Source organism: Cryptosporangium minutisporangium, assembly GCF_039536245.1.
GTDB lineage: Bacteria > Actinomycetota > Actinomycetes > Mycobacteriales > Cryptosporangiaceae > Cryptosporangium > Cryptosporangium minutisporangium.
This window is the reverse complement of record NZ_BAAAYN010000082.1, coordinates 56007-72499: the sequence shown is the minus strand read 5'-3', so window position 1 is coordinate 72499 and position 16493 is coordinate 56007. Positions and strand designations below refer to the sequence as shown.

The window sequence follows — 16493 nt, the reverse complement described above, 5'->3', positions numbered from 1 at the left end:
GCTCGCGGGTGCGGTGGGGCTCGTGCTCGGGCTGGGGCTCGTCGTGGGGCTGCTCGTCGGGCTTCCGGTCGGGCCGGCCGTCGGCGTCGTCGAACCACCGCACGTCACCAGCGAGCAGACCGCCGCGTACGGGTCGACCAGGCCGTGGCCGGTCGCGTCGTCCCGACCGACGGTACCGAGGTCGGTGGCGGTCCGCTCCAGCAGGGATCCGACGGCGGCCGGGGTGAGGTCGGGGGAGACGGCGCGGATCAGGGCGGCGGCCGCGGCCACGTACGGCGTCGCCATCGACGTGCCGGAGAGCTGCTTGTACGTGCTGCCCCGGTACGTCGACCAGATCCCGACGCCCGGCGCGGCGACGTCGACGTAGTCGCCGGTGTTGGAGAACGGAGCGTCGGTGTCGGACCAGTCGGTCGCGGCCACGCCGATCACGCCGGCGTCCGCCGCCGGGTAGCTGACCGGGTTGCCCTCCTCGCGCTCGTTGCCGGCGGCGGCCACCACGACCACGTTCTTGCTCAGCGCGTACCGGACCGCGTACGACGTCGCGCCGGCCTCGGTGCCGCCGATCGAGAGGTTGACGACCGTGGCGCCGCGGTCGACCGCCCGGACGATGCCGTCGGCGATGTCCGAGTCGTACCCGGCGCCGTCGCCGTCGAGGACGCGGACCGGCAGGATCTTCGCGCCCGGAGCCAGCCCGGCGACGCCGATCCGGTTGTTCGCGACCGCCGCGATGATGCCCGCGACGTGGGTGCCGTGGCCGTTGTCGTCCTTGCTGCCGTCGATGCTCTTCGGATCGTCACGGACCAGGTCCACGCCGGACAGGACGGACCCGGCGAGGTCCGGGTGCGAGGCCTGCACGCCGGTGTCGACGACGGCCACGGTGACCGTCTTGCCGGTCGTCGCGGTCCAGGTCTGCTCGGCGCGCAGCGTGGTCAGCGCCCACTGGGCGGCGCGACGCGGGTCGTCGCTGGTCACGGAGAGCCGGAGGACCCGGTCGACGCCGACCGAGACGGTCGTCGCGTCCCGCTGTGCGGCCGCGACCGCGGCGGTCGCCGACGCACGTCCGTTGACCGTCGTCGTGACGACCGACGGGCGGCCGTCGACGCTACGGACGGTCACGATCCGGACCGGCTGGTTCGCGGCGACGTCGCCGACGACGCTCGCCGGAGCGGCGGTCACGTTGGCCGCCGGTGCGTCCCAGTCCGTGCGGCCGGTGCCGGTCGCCGCGGTGCCGGTCCTGGCGTCGGTCGTCGGGGCGCCGGCCGGGGCGGACCCGGACGCACCGGCCGGACCTGCCACAGTGGTCGGCGGAGCACCGGTGGGCGCGGGAGCCGCGACCGTCGCCGATCCGCCTCCGGCCACCGCGATGACCCCGGCGACCGATCCGGCGGCCAGGGACAGCCCGGCGATCCCGGCGGTCAGTCGTGCGCGGCGCGGGAAGGTCCGGGTCGGTCGGGGGGTCGGTCGGGTCACCGATCAGCTCCTGGGTCGATGCTGGGCCACGTCCGTGTGGTCACTTCGTCTCTCGACGCGGAGCCCAGCGAGCTGAGGAATCGCGGACGTGATCCACCCCGCCTCGGTTGCGGCCGGGGAGCAACGCACGCCCCGCTACCGGCCGTCCGCGGGGCACCGAGGACGCCGGGCCGGAGTGGTCGGCGCCACGGGGCGCACGGTGGTCGCCCTCGGGCCGGGCCGAGGTGGCAGCATGAGCGGTACGGAACCGACCGGGGTCCGTCAGGCAGCGGAGGGGAGGCTGGGTCGTGCCCGAGGCATCAGAGGTGGCACCGGCTCCGGTCGCCACCGATCCGCCGGTGACGGCGCGCGTACTCACCGTGCCGAACGCGCTCAGCGCACTGCGGCTGCTCGGCGTTCCGGTGTTCGTCTACCTGGTCCTGGTGGCCCACGCCGACCTGCTCGCGCTGCTCGTACTGGTGGTCAGCGGCTTCTCCGACTGGCTGGACGGTGCGCTGGCCCGGGCCTGGGGCCAGGTTAGCCGGATCGGGCAGTTGCTGGACCCGCTCGCCGACCGCCTCTACGTCTTCACCACCGTCGTCACGTTCGCGATCCGCGACATCATCCCGTGGTGGCTGGCCCTGGCGCTGATCGTCCGGGACGGGGTGCTCTGGCTCGCGTTGATGGTGCTGCGGCAGTACGGCTACGGGCCGTTGCCGGTGCACTACGTCGGCAAGGCGGCGACGTTCAACCTGCTCTACGCGTTCCCGCTGCTGCTGCTGGCCGGGCAGGACGGCCTGGTGGGCGCGATCGCCGCCCCGGTTGGCTGGGCGTTCGCGATCTGGGGCGTCGGGCTGTACTGGTGGGCCGCCGCGCTCTACGTCGTGCAGACCGGTTCGCTCGTCCGGTTCGCCCGGCGGGACCGCGTGGAGGCCGCCGGGTGAGCTCGCCAGCCCCACCGCCGGAGCACGGAACGCCGGACCACGGAACCGAGCCCCGGGACGCCGGCTTCCGGCTGTTCGGCAAGGACGCGCCCCCCTCGCCCGGCCTGACGATGCTGGCCGACCTGATGAACAACCACCTCGATCCGGGGTACGCCGCGGCGGCCCAGCGCCGGGAGACCGGCGAGCCGCCGTCCCGGCTGACCGCCCGCGGACGGCGCGCGCTGACCGCCGTGTGCGCCGCGGTGATCGGGGTCGTGCTCGCGGTCGCGTACCGGGAGACGGTGGCCACGGCGCCCCAGGCGGCGGAGACCCGGGACGCGCTCGCCGCCGAGGTTCGCCGGGCGCAGAGCCGCACCGACGGGCTGCAGCGCCTCGCCGACCAGCGCCGGGAAGAGGTGGCCGAGGCCCAGGACGCCGCCGTCGCGAACAGTTCGACCGGGCAGGCGTTGTCCCGGCGGATCCGGGACGCCGAGGCGACGACCGGGTTGGTGCCGGTCACCGGGCCCGGCATCGTCCTGGAGGTCTCGGACGGAGAGCCGACCCGCGACCCGGTGACCGGCGTGACGGTCGGTGACGCCGAGGCGTTCCTGGTCCAGGACGGCGACCTGCAGACGCTCGCCAACGCCGTCTGGGCGGCCGGCGCGGAGGCAGTCGCGATCGACGGCCAGCGGCTGACCGCGCTCTCCACCATCCGGTCGGCCGGCGCGGCCGTCCTGGTGGATTTCCGGCCGGTGGACAACCCGTACACGATCACCGCCATCGGCGACGCCGACGCGCTTTACCGGGAGTTGCTGCGCGCACCGGCGGTGCGGCGGTTCCAGTCGTACGTCAAGGACTACAAGATGGGGCTGGACCTGCGCCGCGACGACGAACTCCGGCTGCCGGCCGGTCCGGAACCCGAGCTGCGGGAGGCGGCCCGACCCGGGTCGCAGGCCCCGGCGAGCCCGTCGACGTCCACCGGCCCGGCGGCCTCCACTGCGCCGCCCGCGTCGCCGTCGCCCTCGGGCGACACCCCACCGGCCTCGTCCGGGTCCGCCCCACCGTCGACCCGGCCGGCCGCGACGCCGCGGGTGTCTCCCTCGTCCGATGCCGGAGGTGCTGATTGATCCCCGCGCTGGCGCTGATCGTGGGCGTCGTCGTCGGTCTCGTATTCGAGCCGTCGGTGCCGACCGGTCTGGAGCCGTACCTACCGATCGCCGTGGTCGCCGCGCTGGACGCGGTCTTCGGCGGCGTCCGCGCGCGGCTGGACGGCATCTTCGACGACAAGGTGTTCGTCGTCTCGTTCGTCTCCAACGTGCTGGTGGCCGCCCTGATCGTGTATCTCGGTGACAAACTGGGGGTCGGTGGTCAGCTCTCGACGGGGGTCGTGGTCGTGCTCGGGGTCCGGATCTTCGGCAACGTGGCGGCGATCCGGCGCCACATCTTCCGGGCATGACCGGGCCGACCCCCGGCGGCGACGCGGCCGGGGCGGCGCGGGCGCCCCGCCAGCGTGATCAGGACCCCGGCGCGATGATGCCGGAGCCGGACGACGCGGTCACCGAGGCGATCACCCTGCCGTTGTCGTCCTCGCAGCCGCTCTCGTCCCCGGTGGGTCGGGAGGCGGCGGGCACGGCGGGCCGGCCATCGGCGCCGAGCGACCCACCGCCGCCCTCGGGCGTCGCCCCCGACGCGGAGCCGCTCTCTCCGGCCGCTGCGGCCGCCGAGGAACCACCGACCGCTCCGGAGCCCGAGGACCCGCCCGGTCAGCGCCGGGCCGGCACCGAGATGGTGCCGGTGGGCTCCGGCGGACCGGCCGGTCCGGGTGGCCCGTCACCGGCTCATCGGCGTCCGCGGACCGCGTCCCGGCGACAGTGGTGGATGAAGGCCGCCGCGGTCGCGCTCTGCGCGTTGCTCGGCCTGAGCCTCGCCGCCCAGCTGCGTCGCAACGAGCGGGACGGCGAGCTGGCCGGTGCGCGTCAGGAAGACCTGGTGCGGATCCTGGACGAGCTGGAGAACCGCGAGCAGCGCCTGCAGGGTGAGATCAACGAACTGCAGGAGCGCCGCCGGACGCTCAGCTCGGCTGCGGAGGGTTCGCAGACCGTCCAGGAGGACCTGGAGCAGCGCGCCGAGGAGCTCGGCATCCTGGCCGGGACGATCCCGGCCGAGGGCGACGGGCTGCGCCTGGTGTTCTTCGCCGGTACCCGTCGATTGAGTGCGGACGTGATCCTCGACGCGGTCGAGGAATTGCGCGGGGCCGGAGCCGAGGCGCTGCAGATCGGCGGGAGCCGGGGCGACCCGGTCCGGATCGTCGCGTCCACCGCGTTCCTCGACGCCGACGACGGCGACCTGCTGGTCGACGGCCGGCGACTGTCCGGTCCGTACACGCTGCTCGCGATCGGTGAGCCGCAGACGATGCGGGCCGCGCTGGCGATCCCCGGTGGTGTCGTGGACTCGGTCGAGGGCGCCGGCGGTAAGTTGCAGATCGACGCGCCGGAGACGGTCACCGTCAGCGCAACGCTCTCACCGGCGAGGCCGCGGTACGCCGAACCGGTTGACTGACGTCCCGTACCACCGCATCCCCGTTCCACGAAAGGACCGACCGTGATCCCCGACGATCTGCGGTACACGAACGAGCACGAGTGGATCCGCGCGACCAGCGGGAGCACTGTCCGGATCGGTATCACCGACTACGCCCAGGACTCGCTCGGCGACATCGTGTTCGTGCAGCTGCCCGAGGTGGGCAACACCGTCACCGCGGGCGAGGCGGTCGGTGAGGTCGAGTCGACCAAGAGCGTCTCGGACGTGTACGCCCCGGTGTCCGGCACGGTGACGGCTCGGAACGAGGCGCTGGACGAGCAGCCGGAGCTGATCAACGGCGAGCCGTACGGCGGGGGATGGATGCTCGAGATCGACGTGGACGATCCCGCCGTCCTCGACGCTCTGATGAGCGCCGACGAGTACCGGGAACTCACCGAGAAGGCATGACCACCCTGCCCACGGGCGGCGGCGGTACTGGTGCTGCACTGCCTGAAGCTGCGACCGTGAGCGTCGGGAGCACGGATCTGATGGGTCACGGGAGCGTGCGGTCGAGCAACTCACACACCGGTGCACTAGGCTTCGTGGGTCGAACACCGGTCGCGAGGCGGGTGGTCGTCCCCTCGCTGTGACCTGGTCTGCCAGACTGGGGAGCAGATCTGGCGGATTCCGTCCCCTTCCCGGGTGGCGGGGACTGCCGGGCCCACATCGCAGGTACTCGACCGCGTCAGCGGTCGACGGACAAGGCCGGGAGGCGATCTAACTTGAAGGGTGCCCCTCCAGCATCCGCGCGGGCGTGCCTGCGGGCCCTAGACGCCGGAGGTGTGCGGTGAGCCGCCATTCCGAGGACGATCAGCAGCTGGATGTCACCTCGACGATGATCCTCGGCGCCATCGACGACGTCGTGGAGGCGTCCGAGGCCGCCGGCGGCGGTGACCCCGAGGGTACCCGGATCGCCGAGAGCCTTCCGCCCGGTTCGGCGCTGCTCGTCGTCCGGCGCGGGCCGAACGCGGGTAGCCGGTTCCTGCTGGACACCGACGTCACGACCGCCGGGCGTCACCCGGAGAGCGACATCTTCCTCGATGACGTCACGGTGTCCCGCCGGCACGCCGAGTTCCGTCGTGAGGGTGGCGTCTTCGTCGTTCGCGACGTCGGCAGCCTCAACGGCACCTACGTCAACCGGGAGCGCGTCGAGTCCGCGACCCTGGCGAACGGCGACGAGGTGCAGGTCGGCAAGTTCCGGCTGGTCTTCCTCTCGGGCCCGAAGGTGGCGCCGTGACGTCTGCGGCGTCGGAACGTTGTGGCGTCGTGACGGCCTCCCNTCTGCGGCGTCGGAACGTTGTGGCGTCGTGACGGCCTCCCGGACCGTGGTTTCGCGGTCCGCGGAGGGAGTCGCACGGTGAGTCGGTGGCGTCGGGTCGGTACGGGCTCCGGGACCGTGGTTTCGCGGTCCGCGGAGGGAGTCGCACGGTGAGTCGGTGGCGTCGGGTCGGTACGGGCTCCGGGACCGTGGTTTCGCGGTCCGCGGAGGGGGTAGCGCCGTGACCGCGTCCGGGTCCTCCGCCCGGGCGTATCTGAGCATCGGCGAGGTCCTCGCCCAGCTCCGGCCGGAGTTCCCGGACACCACGATCTCCAAGCTCCGGTTCCTCGAGTCCGAAGGGCTCGTGGAGCCGGAGCGCACGCCGGCCGGGTACCGCAAGTACTCGCCCGAGGACGTCGACCGGCTGCGGTACGTCCTGGCGGCGCAGCGGGACCAGTACCTGCCGCTGCGCGTGATCCGGGAGCACCTCCAGGCGTTCGACCGCGGGACGCCGGGCGCCGATGGCGGTCGGCCAGAGCAGCATGCGCTGGTGGCGAACGAGTCGCTGCCAGCGGCGGGCGATTTCTCCCGACCTGAGGTCGATGTCCGCCTTTCCCGGTCCGACCTCCTGGAGCGGACCGGCATCACCGACGCCCAGCTGAAACAGATCGAGAATTACGGCCTGATCTCCGCGCGCGGCGCCGGGTGGTACGACGCGGACGGCCTGGCGGTGGCCGAGACCGTCGCGCGGATGGCCGAGTTCGGTCTGGAGCCCCGGCACCTGCGCGGGTACAAGACTGCGGCCGACCGCGAGGTGGGACTGTTCGAGCAGGTCGTCGCGCCGGTCATCCGGCAGCGGGGCCCGGAGGCGAAGGCGCGCGCCGAGGAGATCGTCCGGGAGCTCGCCGCGCTGTCGCTGCGTCTGCACACGGCGCTCGTCCAGGCCCGTCTCCGGGGATCGCTCGGCGGCTGATCCTCACGACCCGGCCGACGCGCCGGACGGGGGCGTGCCGTGTACGTTCGACAGAGGCAAGGTAGGTCTCGGTAGTTCGGACTTCGGAAGCGGCATGGGAACGTGCGGCGGGCCGGAAAAGTCCGGCGTGCGCGAGTGCAGAGGCTGGGTGAGATACGGGTGAAGGAGCTCAACGTCGTCGGTGTGCGGGTCGAGCTACCGAACAACCAGCCGATCGTCCTGCTCAAGGAGGTCGCGGGTGATCGTTACCTGCCGATCTGGATCGGGCCGGTCGAGGCCACCGCGATCGCGTTCGAGCAGCAGGGGGTCCGGCCGACCCGGCCGTTGACGCACGACCTGCTGCGGGACGTCCTCGGCGCCCTCGATGCGCCGCTCCGGAAGGTCGAAATCGTCGAGCTGCGGGACAACGTCTTCTACGCCGAGCTGGTGATCGGCGACGGCGTGCGGGTGAGCTCCCGGCCGTCCGACGCGATCGCACTGGCGCTCCGGGTCGGTGTCACGATCACCTGCGCCGAGGCGGTGCTGGAAGAGGCCGGGATCATCATCCCGGACGAGCAGGAGGACGAGGTCGCGAAGTTCCGCGAATTCCTCGACACGATCTCCCCGGAAGATTTCGCCGGAAGCTGAGCCGGCAGCCGAATTCCGGCCTCCGAGAATGCGCATCCGAGTGGCGTAGCGCATATCAGTGGAATACCGTCGATGCACGAGGCTGGGACGGTATTCCGCACATTATGCCCTATTTTGTTGTACTCTAGGCGTTCAGGCTCTGCTGCGATGTCGCGACACGCCGTCGCCGGACGTTGACCGGTGTTCACCGCCCTCTTACCGTCGAGGTCTCGGGGGCACAGTGGATCGGCACACGCGCGGAGGTCAGCGGTGGTCAAGCGCGACGGTACGGCCGGCCAGGCCGGGCTCCCGGTTGTCGGGGGGTCCACCGGTGCGCCGACCGCGCCCGGTAGCACCCCCCTCGACGCCTACGGCAGCGTCGGCAGCGCCTACGACGGACAGGGCGTCCTGTTCGAGCGGGAGCCGGGGTCGTCCCCGGACGAGCACGTCGGATATCGCGGGCCGACCGCCTGCCACGTCGCCGGCATCACGTACCGGCAGCTCGACTACTGGGCCCGCACCGGGCTGGTCGAGCCGAGCATCCGGGGCGCGCAGGGGTCCGGGAGCCAGCGGCTCTACTCGTTCCGCGACATCCTCGTCCTGAAGATCGTCAAGCGGCTCCTGGACGCGGGGGTGTCGCTGCAGAACATCCGGCTCGCCGTCGACCAGCTGCGGGCCCGCGGGGTCGAGGATCTGGCTCACATCACGCTGCTCTCCGACGGCACGACGGTGTACGAGTGCACGTCGCCGGAGGAGGTCGTAGACCTGCTCCAGGGCGGCCAGGGCGTGTTCGGGATCGCGGTCGGTGGGGCGTTCCGGGAGATCGAGGGCAGCCTCGCGAAGCTGCCGGGCGAGCGTGCCAACGGCACCCCGTCCCCAGCCGCCCGCCCCGACGCGGACGAACTCTCCCGCCGCCGCGCCCGCCGCACCGGGTGATCGCGGCCCGCTCAGAACGACGCTGACAGGCGAGCGGGCCTCATGACGGCCCCCCTTAATGTCACGGCGTCGGCCCGCTCGACTGCCAGCGCCGCCCTGAGCGGGCTCCAGTTCAGACAAAGGCTTGCGCGCCTGGCGGCGCTTGAAGGGCAACTCCGTGTGGTGGACGCCGCCCGCGGGGGGCCGCGCGGGCTGGTAGTTTCTGATGTGCGTTGATAAACCGTGCGGGAGAGTCCCTGGGCAGCCAGCCCCGGGCGCCGAAGGAGCAACCTCCCCGGAACCTCTCAGGCCAACGGACCGTGCGGTGGGCGTGTCGGTACGCCCGGACGACTCTGGAAAGCAGGCGCAGTGCGGCGCCTCACCGACGGTGCAAGCCCGCGTTCGGAGTACTCCGGCCGGGTGAAGCTCTCAGGTACCGATGACAGAGGGGGAGACCGGTCCGCCGTGTTCCCACACTCCCGGAGCTCCCCATGACCGACCGTCCCTCGCTCGCCTCGCTCGGCGCGGCGAGCCCGTTCTCGCGTCGCCACATCGGCCCGTCGGCCGCGGACGTCGCCACGATGCTGGACGTCGTCGGGCAGCCCTCGATCGAGGCGCTGCTGGCCGCGGCGCTCCCGGCCTCGATCCGGCTGACCGGCCCGGACGCCACGCTCGACCTGCCACCGGCGCTGTCGGAGCCCGAGGCGACCGCCCAGCTGCGCGCGATCGCCGCTCGCAACCGGCCGATGGTCCAGATGATCGGGCTCGGTTACTCCGACACGGTCACGCCGCCGGTGATCCGCCGTAACGTCCTGGAGAGCCCGGCCTGGTACACCGCGTACACGCCGTACCAGCCGGAGATCTCGCAGGGCCGCCTGGAGGCGCTGCTCAACTTCCAGACCGTGGTCAGCGACCTGACCGGTCTGCCGGTCGCCGGCGCGTCCCTGCTGGACGAGGCGACCGCGGCCGCGGAGGCGATGACGCTGGCCCGCCGCGCGGGCAAGAAGCTCGGCACCGACACGTTCGTCGTCGACGCCGAGGTGCACCCGCAGACGCTGGCGGTACTGCGCACCCGGGCAGAGCCGCTCGGCATCGATCTGGTGGTCAGCGACCTGGCGACGCCCCCGGAGGAGCCGTACTTCGGACTGCTCGTGCAGTACCCGGCCAGTTCCGGGACGCTGCGCGACCCGAGGGCACTGATCGCCGCCGCGCACGAACGGAGCGCGCTGGTCACGGTCGCGGCCGACCTGCTCGGCCTCTGCCTGCTCACGGCGCCGGGTGAGCTCGGCGCCGACATCGCGATCGGCTCGGCGCAGCGCTTCGGCGTCCCGCTGGGCTTCGGCGGCCCGCACGCCGGGTACATGGCGGTGGCCGAGAAGCTGGCCCGGTCGCTGCCCGGCCGTCTGGTCGGCGTCTCCCGGGACGCGGCCGGCGCCCCGGCGTACCGGCTCGCGCTGCAGACCCGCGAGCAGCACATCCGGCGGGAGAAGGCGACCAGCAACATCTGTACGGCGCAGGTCCTGCTCGCGGTGATGGCCGGGGCGTACGCCGTCTGGCACGGCCCGGACGGGCTCCGCCAGATCGCGCTGCGCACCCACCGGATGGCGGCGGTGCTCGCGGCCGGGCTGCGCCGCCTCCCCGGCGCCACCGTGGTCACCGAGACGTTCTTCGACACGGTCCGGGTCTCGGTGCCGGGGCGCGCCGACGACATCCTGGCGACCGCCGCCGCGGCCGGGGTGAACCTGCTGCGCGTCGACGCCGACACGATCGGCGTCTCCTGCGACGAGACCACGACGGTCGAGCACCTGCGGGCGGTCTGGACCGCGGTCGGCTCCGACGACCCCGAGCTCGACGTCGCGGGGCTCGACGTGTCGACGCTGGACGTCGAGACCGGGGACGCGATCCCGGACTCGCTGTTGCGCACCAGCGCCTACCTGGAGCACCCGGTCTTCGCCGAGCACCGGTCCGAGACCGCGATGCTGCGTTACCTCCGCCGGCTCTCCGACCGGGATTACGCGCTCGACCGCGGCATGATTCCGCTCGGCTCCTGCACGATGAAACTCAACGCGACGACCGAGATGGAGCCGGTCAGCTGGCCGGAGTTCGCGAACATCCACCCGTTCGCGCCGGCCGAGCAGACCGCCGGGTACGGCGCGATGATCGGCGACCTGGAGCGGTGGCTGGCCGAGGTCACCGGGTACGACGCGGTGAGCCTGCAGCCGAACGCCGGTTCGCAGGGTGAGTTCGCCGGTCTGCTCGCGATCCGGTCGTACCACCGCGACCGCGGCGAGGCGCACCGGGACGTCTGCCTGATCCCGTCGTCCGCGCACGGCACCAACGCGGCCAGCGCGGTGATGGCGGGGCTGCGGGTCGCGGTCGTCGGCTGCGACAGCGCCGGCAACGTCGACCTGGACGACTTGCGGGCCAAGATCGAGCAGCACCGGGACGACCTCGCGGCGCTGATGGTGACCTACCCCTCGACGCACGGCGTCTACGAGGAGACGATCACCGAGGTCTGCGCGGCCGTGCACGACGCCGGCGGCCAGGTGTACGTGGACGGCGCGAACCTCAACGCGCTGCTCGGGTTCGCCAAGCCGGGCAAGTTCGGCGCCGACGTCAGCCACCTGAACCTCCACAAGACGTTCTGCATCCCGCACGGCGGCGGTGGTCCGGGCATCGGTCCGGTCGCGGTGCGGTCGCACCTCGCGCCGTACCTGCCCAACCACCCGCTGCGGCCCGACGCGGGGCCGGAGACCGGGCCCGGGCCGGTGTCGGCCGCGCCGTGGGGATCGGCGGGCATCCTGCCGGTGCCGTGGGTGTACCTGCGGCTGATGGGGGCGGAAGGGCTGGTCGCGGCGACCGGTGCGGCGGTGCTCGCCGCCAACTACGTCGCGGCGCGCCTGCGGCCGCACTTCCCGGTGCTGTACGCCGGGGGTACCGAAGGTTCGGCGGGCCTGGTGGCCCACGAGTGCATCCTCGACCTGCGTCCGCTGACCAAGAGCACCGGCGTGACCGTGGACGACGTCGCGAAGCGGCTGATCGACTACGGGTTCCACGCGCCGACGATGTCATTCCCGGTGGCCGGGACGCTGATGGTGGAGCCGACCGAGTCCGAGGACCTGGCCGAGCTCGACCGGTTCTGCGACGCGATGATCGCGATCCGGGCAGAGATCGACGCGGTGGCCGCGGGGACGTGGCCCAAGGACGACAACCCGCTGGCGAACGCCCCGCACACCGCAGCGATGGTGACGGGGGAGTGGGAGCACCCGTACGACCGGGCGCTCGGCGCCTACCCGGCGGGCCGGACGGCCGACAAGTACTGGCCGCCGGTGCGGCGCATCGACGGCGCGTTCGGTGACCGGAACCTGGTGTGCTCGTGCCCGTCCCCGGAGGCGTTCGCGATCTCCTGATCGGGGCGACCGCGGCGCCACCGCCTCGCGAGGGCCGGGCGCCGGGAAGTCGGTGAGTTACCGGGGTCGACGACGTTCGTGGACCCCGGTGAGGCCCCGGCTTCGCGCGCTCGGCGCAGAACACGACGCCCGCCCAGGCTCTGGGCGGGCGCGGAAGAGGGTGTGGGCCAGCGACGCCGGACCCGGGGGTGCGGCGGAACGCGATGTGGCGAGCGCCGAGCCCGGCTGGGTGGCCGGGCGGCGCGGGCCGTCAGTGGCGCGACTGTCGGAGGGCGGAGCGCGCGGGTGCGGCCTCCGTCGGGGTGCCGCAGCGGCGCGGGCCGGGCACCGGGGTTACGGTGCGGCGGGCGCCGCCTGAGCGTTCAGCGGCGGCAGGTGCCGGTCCCTGGATGGGGGGCGGCTGCCGCCTCGGGGGTCGAGGGACGGTGTTACGGATCCCTGCGACGGGGTGCTGCTGTTACGCAGCGGCGTGTGCGGGTTCCGGGCGGCAGGGGTCGACGCAGCGGCCGTCCGGCAGGAGCTCCCCGGTGTCCTCGAACACGATGACGCCGTTGCAGAGCAGGCTCCAACCTTGCACGGGGTGGGCTGCGAGGATCGTCGCGGCGTCCCGGTCAGGGGCATCGAAGGAAGGACACTGCGGCTGATGCGGGCACATCGAAGAGTCTCCGGTCAGGGTGAACGGGTGAAACTGGTTGGTGGTTCGAGTTGCGGGGTCGTTCAGTGATGCAGTCATGCCAGGTCTTCCTGGGGGTGGTGCCAGCGGTGTGCTGCTACTGGCGGGCTCAGTTGGGTCACAGAGAACCTGTGTCTTCCCTCACATCATCGTCCCTCACCGCAACTCCGAACGTCGTCGGATGGGCTGAGTTGTGGGCAACAAATTGAAAACATCTCCGCAACTGCCCGGTGGTTGGGGATATCGCGAGCGAAACAGACTGGAATGGCGGATTTCTGACGGTGGAGATCCCGCAGAGTTGATCGAAAGCGCGCTGGCCGCTGCCGGCTTGCCCGCTCGTAACCTGTGTGATCCGCATCATTCCGATGTCCCTAACGATGCCATGCCGGATGGGGTAACGAGTGACCGGGACACCCCATTCCAGCCGGTCGAATCTTCACTCTGTCCGGACGATCCAGAACCCGGCCGAACGGTGGGTGCGGCCCTCCTCATCTCGGCTGCGGCGGGCGCCACGATGCTGGGTTCCACTACGCTGCGTGATGCAAACGGGACGGCCCTGCTCGGCCCCCCGACCCCGGCGCCGGAGATTCCGGATGTCGTCCTGGTGTTCCACGAGGCCGTCCCCATCGGCGACGACGTGCCGCCGCACCACCGCGTCCCCGTCGGCCACGGCGGCGACCGGAACGAGTGGCAGGTCGGACCCTGGGTCTCGTCATGGGAGCCGGGGGAGCACCGGGCGGCGGTGGAGGCCGCTCGCCAGGCGATCGCCCGCGGTGACGTCTACCAGGTGAACGTCGTCGGGCACGCCTCCGCACCGTATCTCGGGAATCCCGGCGCCGCGCTCGCCGCGGTCGCGGGCCTGCCGGGCGCGGCGTGGGCAGGCCGGCTGAGTGGCAGCGGGCCGGACGGCGCCGGTTGGGCGGTCGCCAGCGGCTCACCGGAGTGCCTGGTCACGGTCGCCGGCGGACGCGTGACCACCCGCCCGATCAAGGGCACCGGCCCACGTACGGAGGCCGGCCGGGCCGCGTTGCTGGCCTCGACGAAAGAGCGCGCCGAGCACGTCATGATCGTCGACCTCGCCCGGAACGACCTGGGTCGGATCGCGACCACCGGCTCGGTCTCCGTCGACGAGTTGTTCGCCGTGCGGCCCTGGAGCGGGCTGTGGCAGGCCGAGTCCACGGTGACCGCCGAGCTGCGGCCGGGCGTCGGGGTGGCGGAGCTGCTGCGGGCGCTCTGCCCGGGTGCGTCGGTCACCGGGGCGCCGAAGCGGGCAGCGCTGGAGGTGCTCTCCGCGCTGGAGCCGGTCGGGAGGGGGCCGGCGATGGGGGCGCTCGGGTACGTCTCGCCGGCCGGGATCGAGCTCGGTCTGACGATCCGGACGGTGGCCGCGGTGTGGGGCTCTTCGGAGTGCGGTGGTGACTCTGCGTCTGATGGCACGGGGAACGCGGGGACGCTGCACCTGTGGGCGGGCGGCGGCATCACCTGGTCGAGCATTCCGGACGACGAGGTGGCGGAGGCGGCGGCGAAGGCGGCACCGCTCGACGCGGCCGTCCGCGGGGTGGGCCAGGCGCTGGTGCCCGCCGCTGCCGAGCGTAACGAATAAAAGGGGAGGAACGCAGGCGGGTCAGCCGGGTACGGAGCCCGGCCGACAGCCGCGGGTCCTACCTCGGCGGGGTCTCGCCGAGGATCGTGGCCAGCCAGAGCCGTTCGAGGTCGTCGGCGTCCTTGGCCTTGTACGACTTGCCACCGGTGGCGGCGGAGATCTCGCCCAGTTCCTTCTCGTCGACGGTGTCGCCGAGGCCAAGCGTGATCACCTGCACCGGACGGTCGGGCTGGGCCGTGTTGCGTAACCGGCTGAGCAGTTCGCTCCGGCTGATCCCGTTGTCGTCCTGGTTCTTGCCGTCGGTGAGCACGACGACGAGGTTGAGCTGGCGGGGCTTCCAGTTCTTCTGCATGTACTGGTAGGCGGCGAGCACCGTGTCGTAGAGGCCGGTGTTGCCGCCGGGGCGCAGCGCCAGCACCTTCTGGATGCCGACCTCGCGGAACGGCTTCCCGGTCGCCTTGTCGGTCGACCCGGCGCGGGTGAGCGGCATGACCTGGCGCCAGTCCTGGCTGCCCACCAGGTTGGTGGAGAACTGCCAGAGGCCGACGTGGGAGTTCTCGTCGAAGAGGGAGATCGCCTTGATGGCGGCCTCCTGGACGACCTGCATCCGGGTTTTGTCGCCGAGTGGTTCGACCATCGACCCGGACGTGTCGACGACCGCGAGGAACGTCGTGGTGCGCTCGAGCGCGGTCCAGTACACGACCGTGCGGTCGACGGTGGCGGCCGAGCCGACGTTGCGGGCGACCGCGCCGATCTCCTCGGAGAAGCCCAGCTCGCCGAGCGTGGAGCCGGCGTAGCGGGTGGACTTGTCCGGTGTACGGAACCCGGCCTCCCCGTAGACCCGCTGGGACGAGCTGCTTTGCAGGTGGTCCAGGAAAGCGGCGGCGACCTGGCGGCGGAACGAGTCCACCCAGCCTGCGTTCAGCGTCGCGTACGGGTAGTCGGCGAACACCGTGCCCTCGCCCGGGTAGAGCGGGACGAGCTTCACCGCCGGGTCGTTCTGGTTGTAGGCGGCGATGTCGTGCTCCAGCGACGGGAAGACGCTGATCGTCTTGAGCGCGGCCTTCTCGTCCGGGGCTTCGGCGAGCTTCTCGTACCAGCCGGAGCTGTCCGGCTGCCGGTCGACCACCGACCGGCTGAACACCAGCAGCGCCTTCGCCTCGTCCAGCGAGATCTTGTCGTCGCCGTTGCGGTCGGAGATCGGCACCAAGCTGAGCAGTCCGGCGGTCGACGTCGTCGGTTCGCTCATGCCCAGCTTGATCGGGCCCCAGTCGGCGTGGCCGAAGTCCTTCCACGTCTGGTTGCGGAAGTGCATGCCGACGAAGTCGGACCAGGAGATCTGCTTGCTCGGCCAGCCGAGCGCCTCGGCCATCGGCCGCGGCACCGCCATGACGACGGGCGAGCTGGCGACGCTGGTGCGCTCGCCGGAGACCAGCGGTGCGGCGTCCTCCCGGCGGGCGGCGGAGAGGAGCCAGCTGCTGGAGTCGGGCATCCAGACGTCCGGACGGGTCACGCCGTCCGCGGTGCGCTGCCAGTCCGGGCTGAGTGCGGCGGCGACGTCCCGCGAGGACTCGCCGGTCACCTCGATCCGGGCGCAGCGGCCGTCGACGGACGGTTCGCCGTCCTCCCACGTCGTGGCGAGCTTCCGGACGACGTCCACCTGATCGGGCGAGGTGACGACGCTCAGCGTGGTGGGCGTGCCGTCGCAACCGCCACGGGCGGCGACCACGTAGCCGGCGGTGACGCCGCTGAACACCAGCACCGCGACGACCGCGGCCACCATCCAGGGCGCGACCGGGCCGGTACGACGGCGCGGTGCCTTCTCGGCGGCCTCGGCCTCGAGTTCCCTGCGGCGCGACGCTTGGAGGCGGCGGTGCCGACCGGTTGCCATTCTGCTGTCCTCCGATTCGCCCGGCCCTGAGCGGGGGCGGCCGGACCGTACGTTCGCGGCGGAGTCTACGCATCGGTAGCTTTACTGGCAGTGCTGACGCGGAGAACGCTGCGAAGACTTCGGAACGCAATTAACAGGTAACACGTAGTGGTATTCCAACCCGCCAGATTTCTACTGTGGGTCACGTTGAGGTCACAGTTTTCGGGATGAGCGGG

13 protein-coding genes, 1 pseudogene and 2 riboswitches are annotated in these 16493 nt (G+C 72.2%); of the genes and pseudogenes, 11 read left to right on the top strand and 3 right to left on the bottom strand.

Going from position 1 to position 16493, the window contains the following annotated elements; translation table 11 throughout:
• Window positions 1-1470, bottom strand: a 1470-nt coding sequence (locus ABEB28_RS41220; RefSeq protein ID WP_345733760.1) for a S8 family serine peptidase, incomplete at its 3' end; no start/stop codon positions are given.
• A gap of 287 nt (window positions 1471-1757) precedes the next feature.
• Here ABEB28_RS41220 and clsA point away from each other — a divergent pair.
• From clsA to gcvP, 10 genes are all read left to right on the top strand, one after another.
• Entirely contained in the window at window positions 1758-2393 is a 636-nt protein-coding gene (gene clsA, locus ABEB28_RS41215; protein ID WP_345733759.1) for a cardiolipin synthase ClsA, read from the top strand.
• Complete coding sequence (locus ABEB28_RS41210) at window positions 2390-3499, top strand: DUF881 domain-containing protein (protein ID WP_345733758.1); 1110 nt, start codon at window positions 2390-2392, stop codon at window positions 3497-3499. The genes clsA and ABEB28_RS41210 overlap by 4 nt, the downstream gene beginning before the upstream one ends.
• A complete protein-coding gene (locus ABEB28_RS41205) occupies window positions 3496-3828 on the top strand; it encodes a small basic family protein (RefSeq protein WP_035856140.1) in 333 nt (110 codons plus the stop codon). The genes ABEB28_RS41210 and ABEB28_RS41205 overlap by 4 nt, the downstream gene beginning before the upstream one ends.
• A complete protein-coding gene (locus tag ABEB28_RS41200; RefSeq protein WP_345733757.1) occupies window positions 3825-4931 on the top strand; it encodes a DUF881 domain-containing protein in 1107 nt (368 codons plus the stop codon). The genes ABEB28_RS41205 and ABEB28_RS41200 overlap by 4 nt, the downstream gene beginning before the upstream one ends.
• A 42-nt stretch (window positions 4932-4973) precedes the next feature.
• Window positions 4974-5357, top strand: a complete 384-nt coding sequence (gcvH, locus tag ABEB28_RS41195; RefSeq protein WP_345733756.1) for a glycine cleavage system protein GcvH — start codon at window positions 4974-4976, stop codon at window positions 5355-5357.
• A gap of 427 nt (window positions 5358-5784) precedes the next feature.
• On the top strand, window positions 5785-6186 hold the full coding sequence (gene odhI, locus ABEB28_RS41190; RefSeq protein ID WP_376981381.1) for an oxoglutarate dehydrogenase inhibitor Odhl: 402 nt from the start codon (window positions 5785-5787) through the stop codon (window positions 6184-6186).
• A 262-nt stretch (window positions 6187-6448) separates the two neighbouring features.
• A complete protein-coding gene (gene ftsR, locus ABEB28_RS41185) occupies window positions 6449-7180 on the top strand; it encodes a transcriptional regulator FtsR (RefSeq protein WP_345733754.1) in 732 nt (243 codons plus the stop codon).
• Window positions 7181-7339: 159 nt separating this feature from the next.
• Window positions 7340-7807 carry a bifunctional nuclease domain-containing protein gene (locus ABEB28_RS41180; RefSeq protein ID WP_073265482.1) on the top strand — a complete coding sequence of 156 codons (468 nt, stop codon included), beginning with the start codon at window positions 7340-7342 and terminating at the stop codon, window positions 7805-7807.
• Window positions 7808-8194: 387 nt separating this feature from the next.
• Entirely contained in the window at window positions 8195-8722 is a 528-nt protein-coding gene (locus ABEB28_RS41175; RefSeq protein WP_345733765.1) for a MerR family transcriptional regulator, read from the top strand.
• 215 nt (window positions 8723-8937) lie between these two features.
• Window positions 8938-9032: riboswitch (glycine riboswitch) on the top strand.
• 12 nt (window positions 9033-9044) lie between these two features.
• A riboswitch (glycine riboswitch) is annotated at window positions 9045-9157 on the top strand.
• A gap of 35 nt (window positions 9158-9192) precedes the next feature.
• Window positions 9193-12111 carry an aminomethyl-transferring glycine dehydrogenase gene (gene gcvP, locus ABEB28_RS41170; RefSeq protein WP_345733753.1) on the top strand — a complete coding sequence of 973 codons (2919 nt, stop codon included), beginning with the start codon at window positions 9193-9195 and terminating at the stop codon, window positions 12109-12111.
• A gap of 457 nt (window positions 12112-12568) precedes the next feature.
• On the opposite strand, the gene ABEB28_RS41165 is transcribed toward gcvP, so the two are convergent.
• Entirely contained in the window at window positions 12569-12766 is a 198-nt protein-coding gene (locus ABEB28_RS41165; protein ID WP_345733764.1) for a DUF5999 family protein, read from the bottom strand.
• 496 nt (window positions 12767-13262) lie between these two features.
• On the opposite strand from ABEB28_RS41165, the pseudogene ABEB28_RS41160 reads away from it, so the two are divergent.
• Window positions 13263-14387: pseudogene (locus tag ABEB28_RS41160) on the top strand (chorismate-binding protein); the annotation flags it as partial.
• A 58-nt stretch (window positions 14388-14445) separates the two neighbouring features.
• Here ABEB28_RS41160 and ABEB28_RS41155 read toward each other — a convergent pair.
• The gene (locus tag ABEB28_RS41155; RefSeq protein ID WP_345733751.1) at window positions 14446-16278 is read right to left on the bottom strand and encodes a substrate-binding and VWA domain-containing protein; all 1833 of its coding nucleotides are present in this window, start codon (window positions 16276-16278) and stop codon (window positions 14446-14448) included.
• Between the last annotated feature and the right edge of the window lie 215 nt (window positions 16279-16493).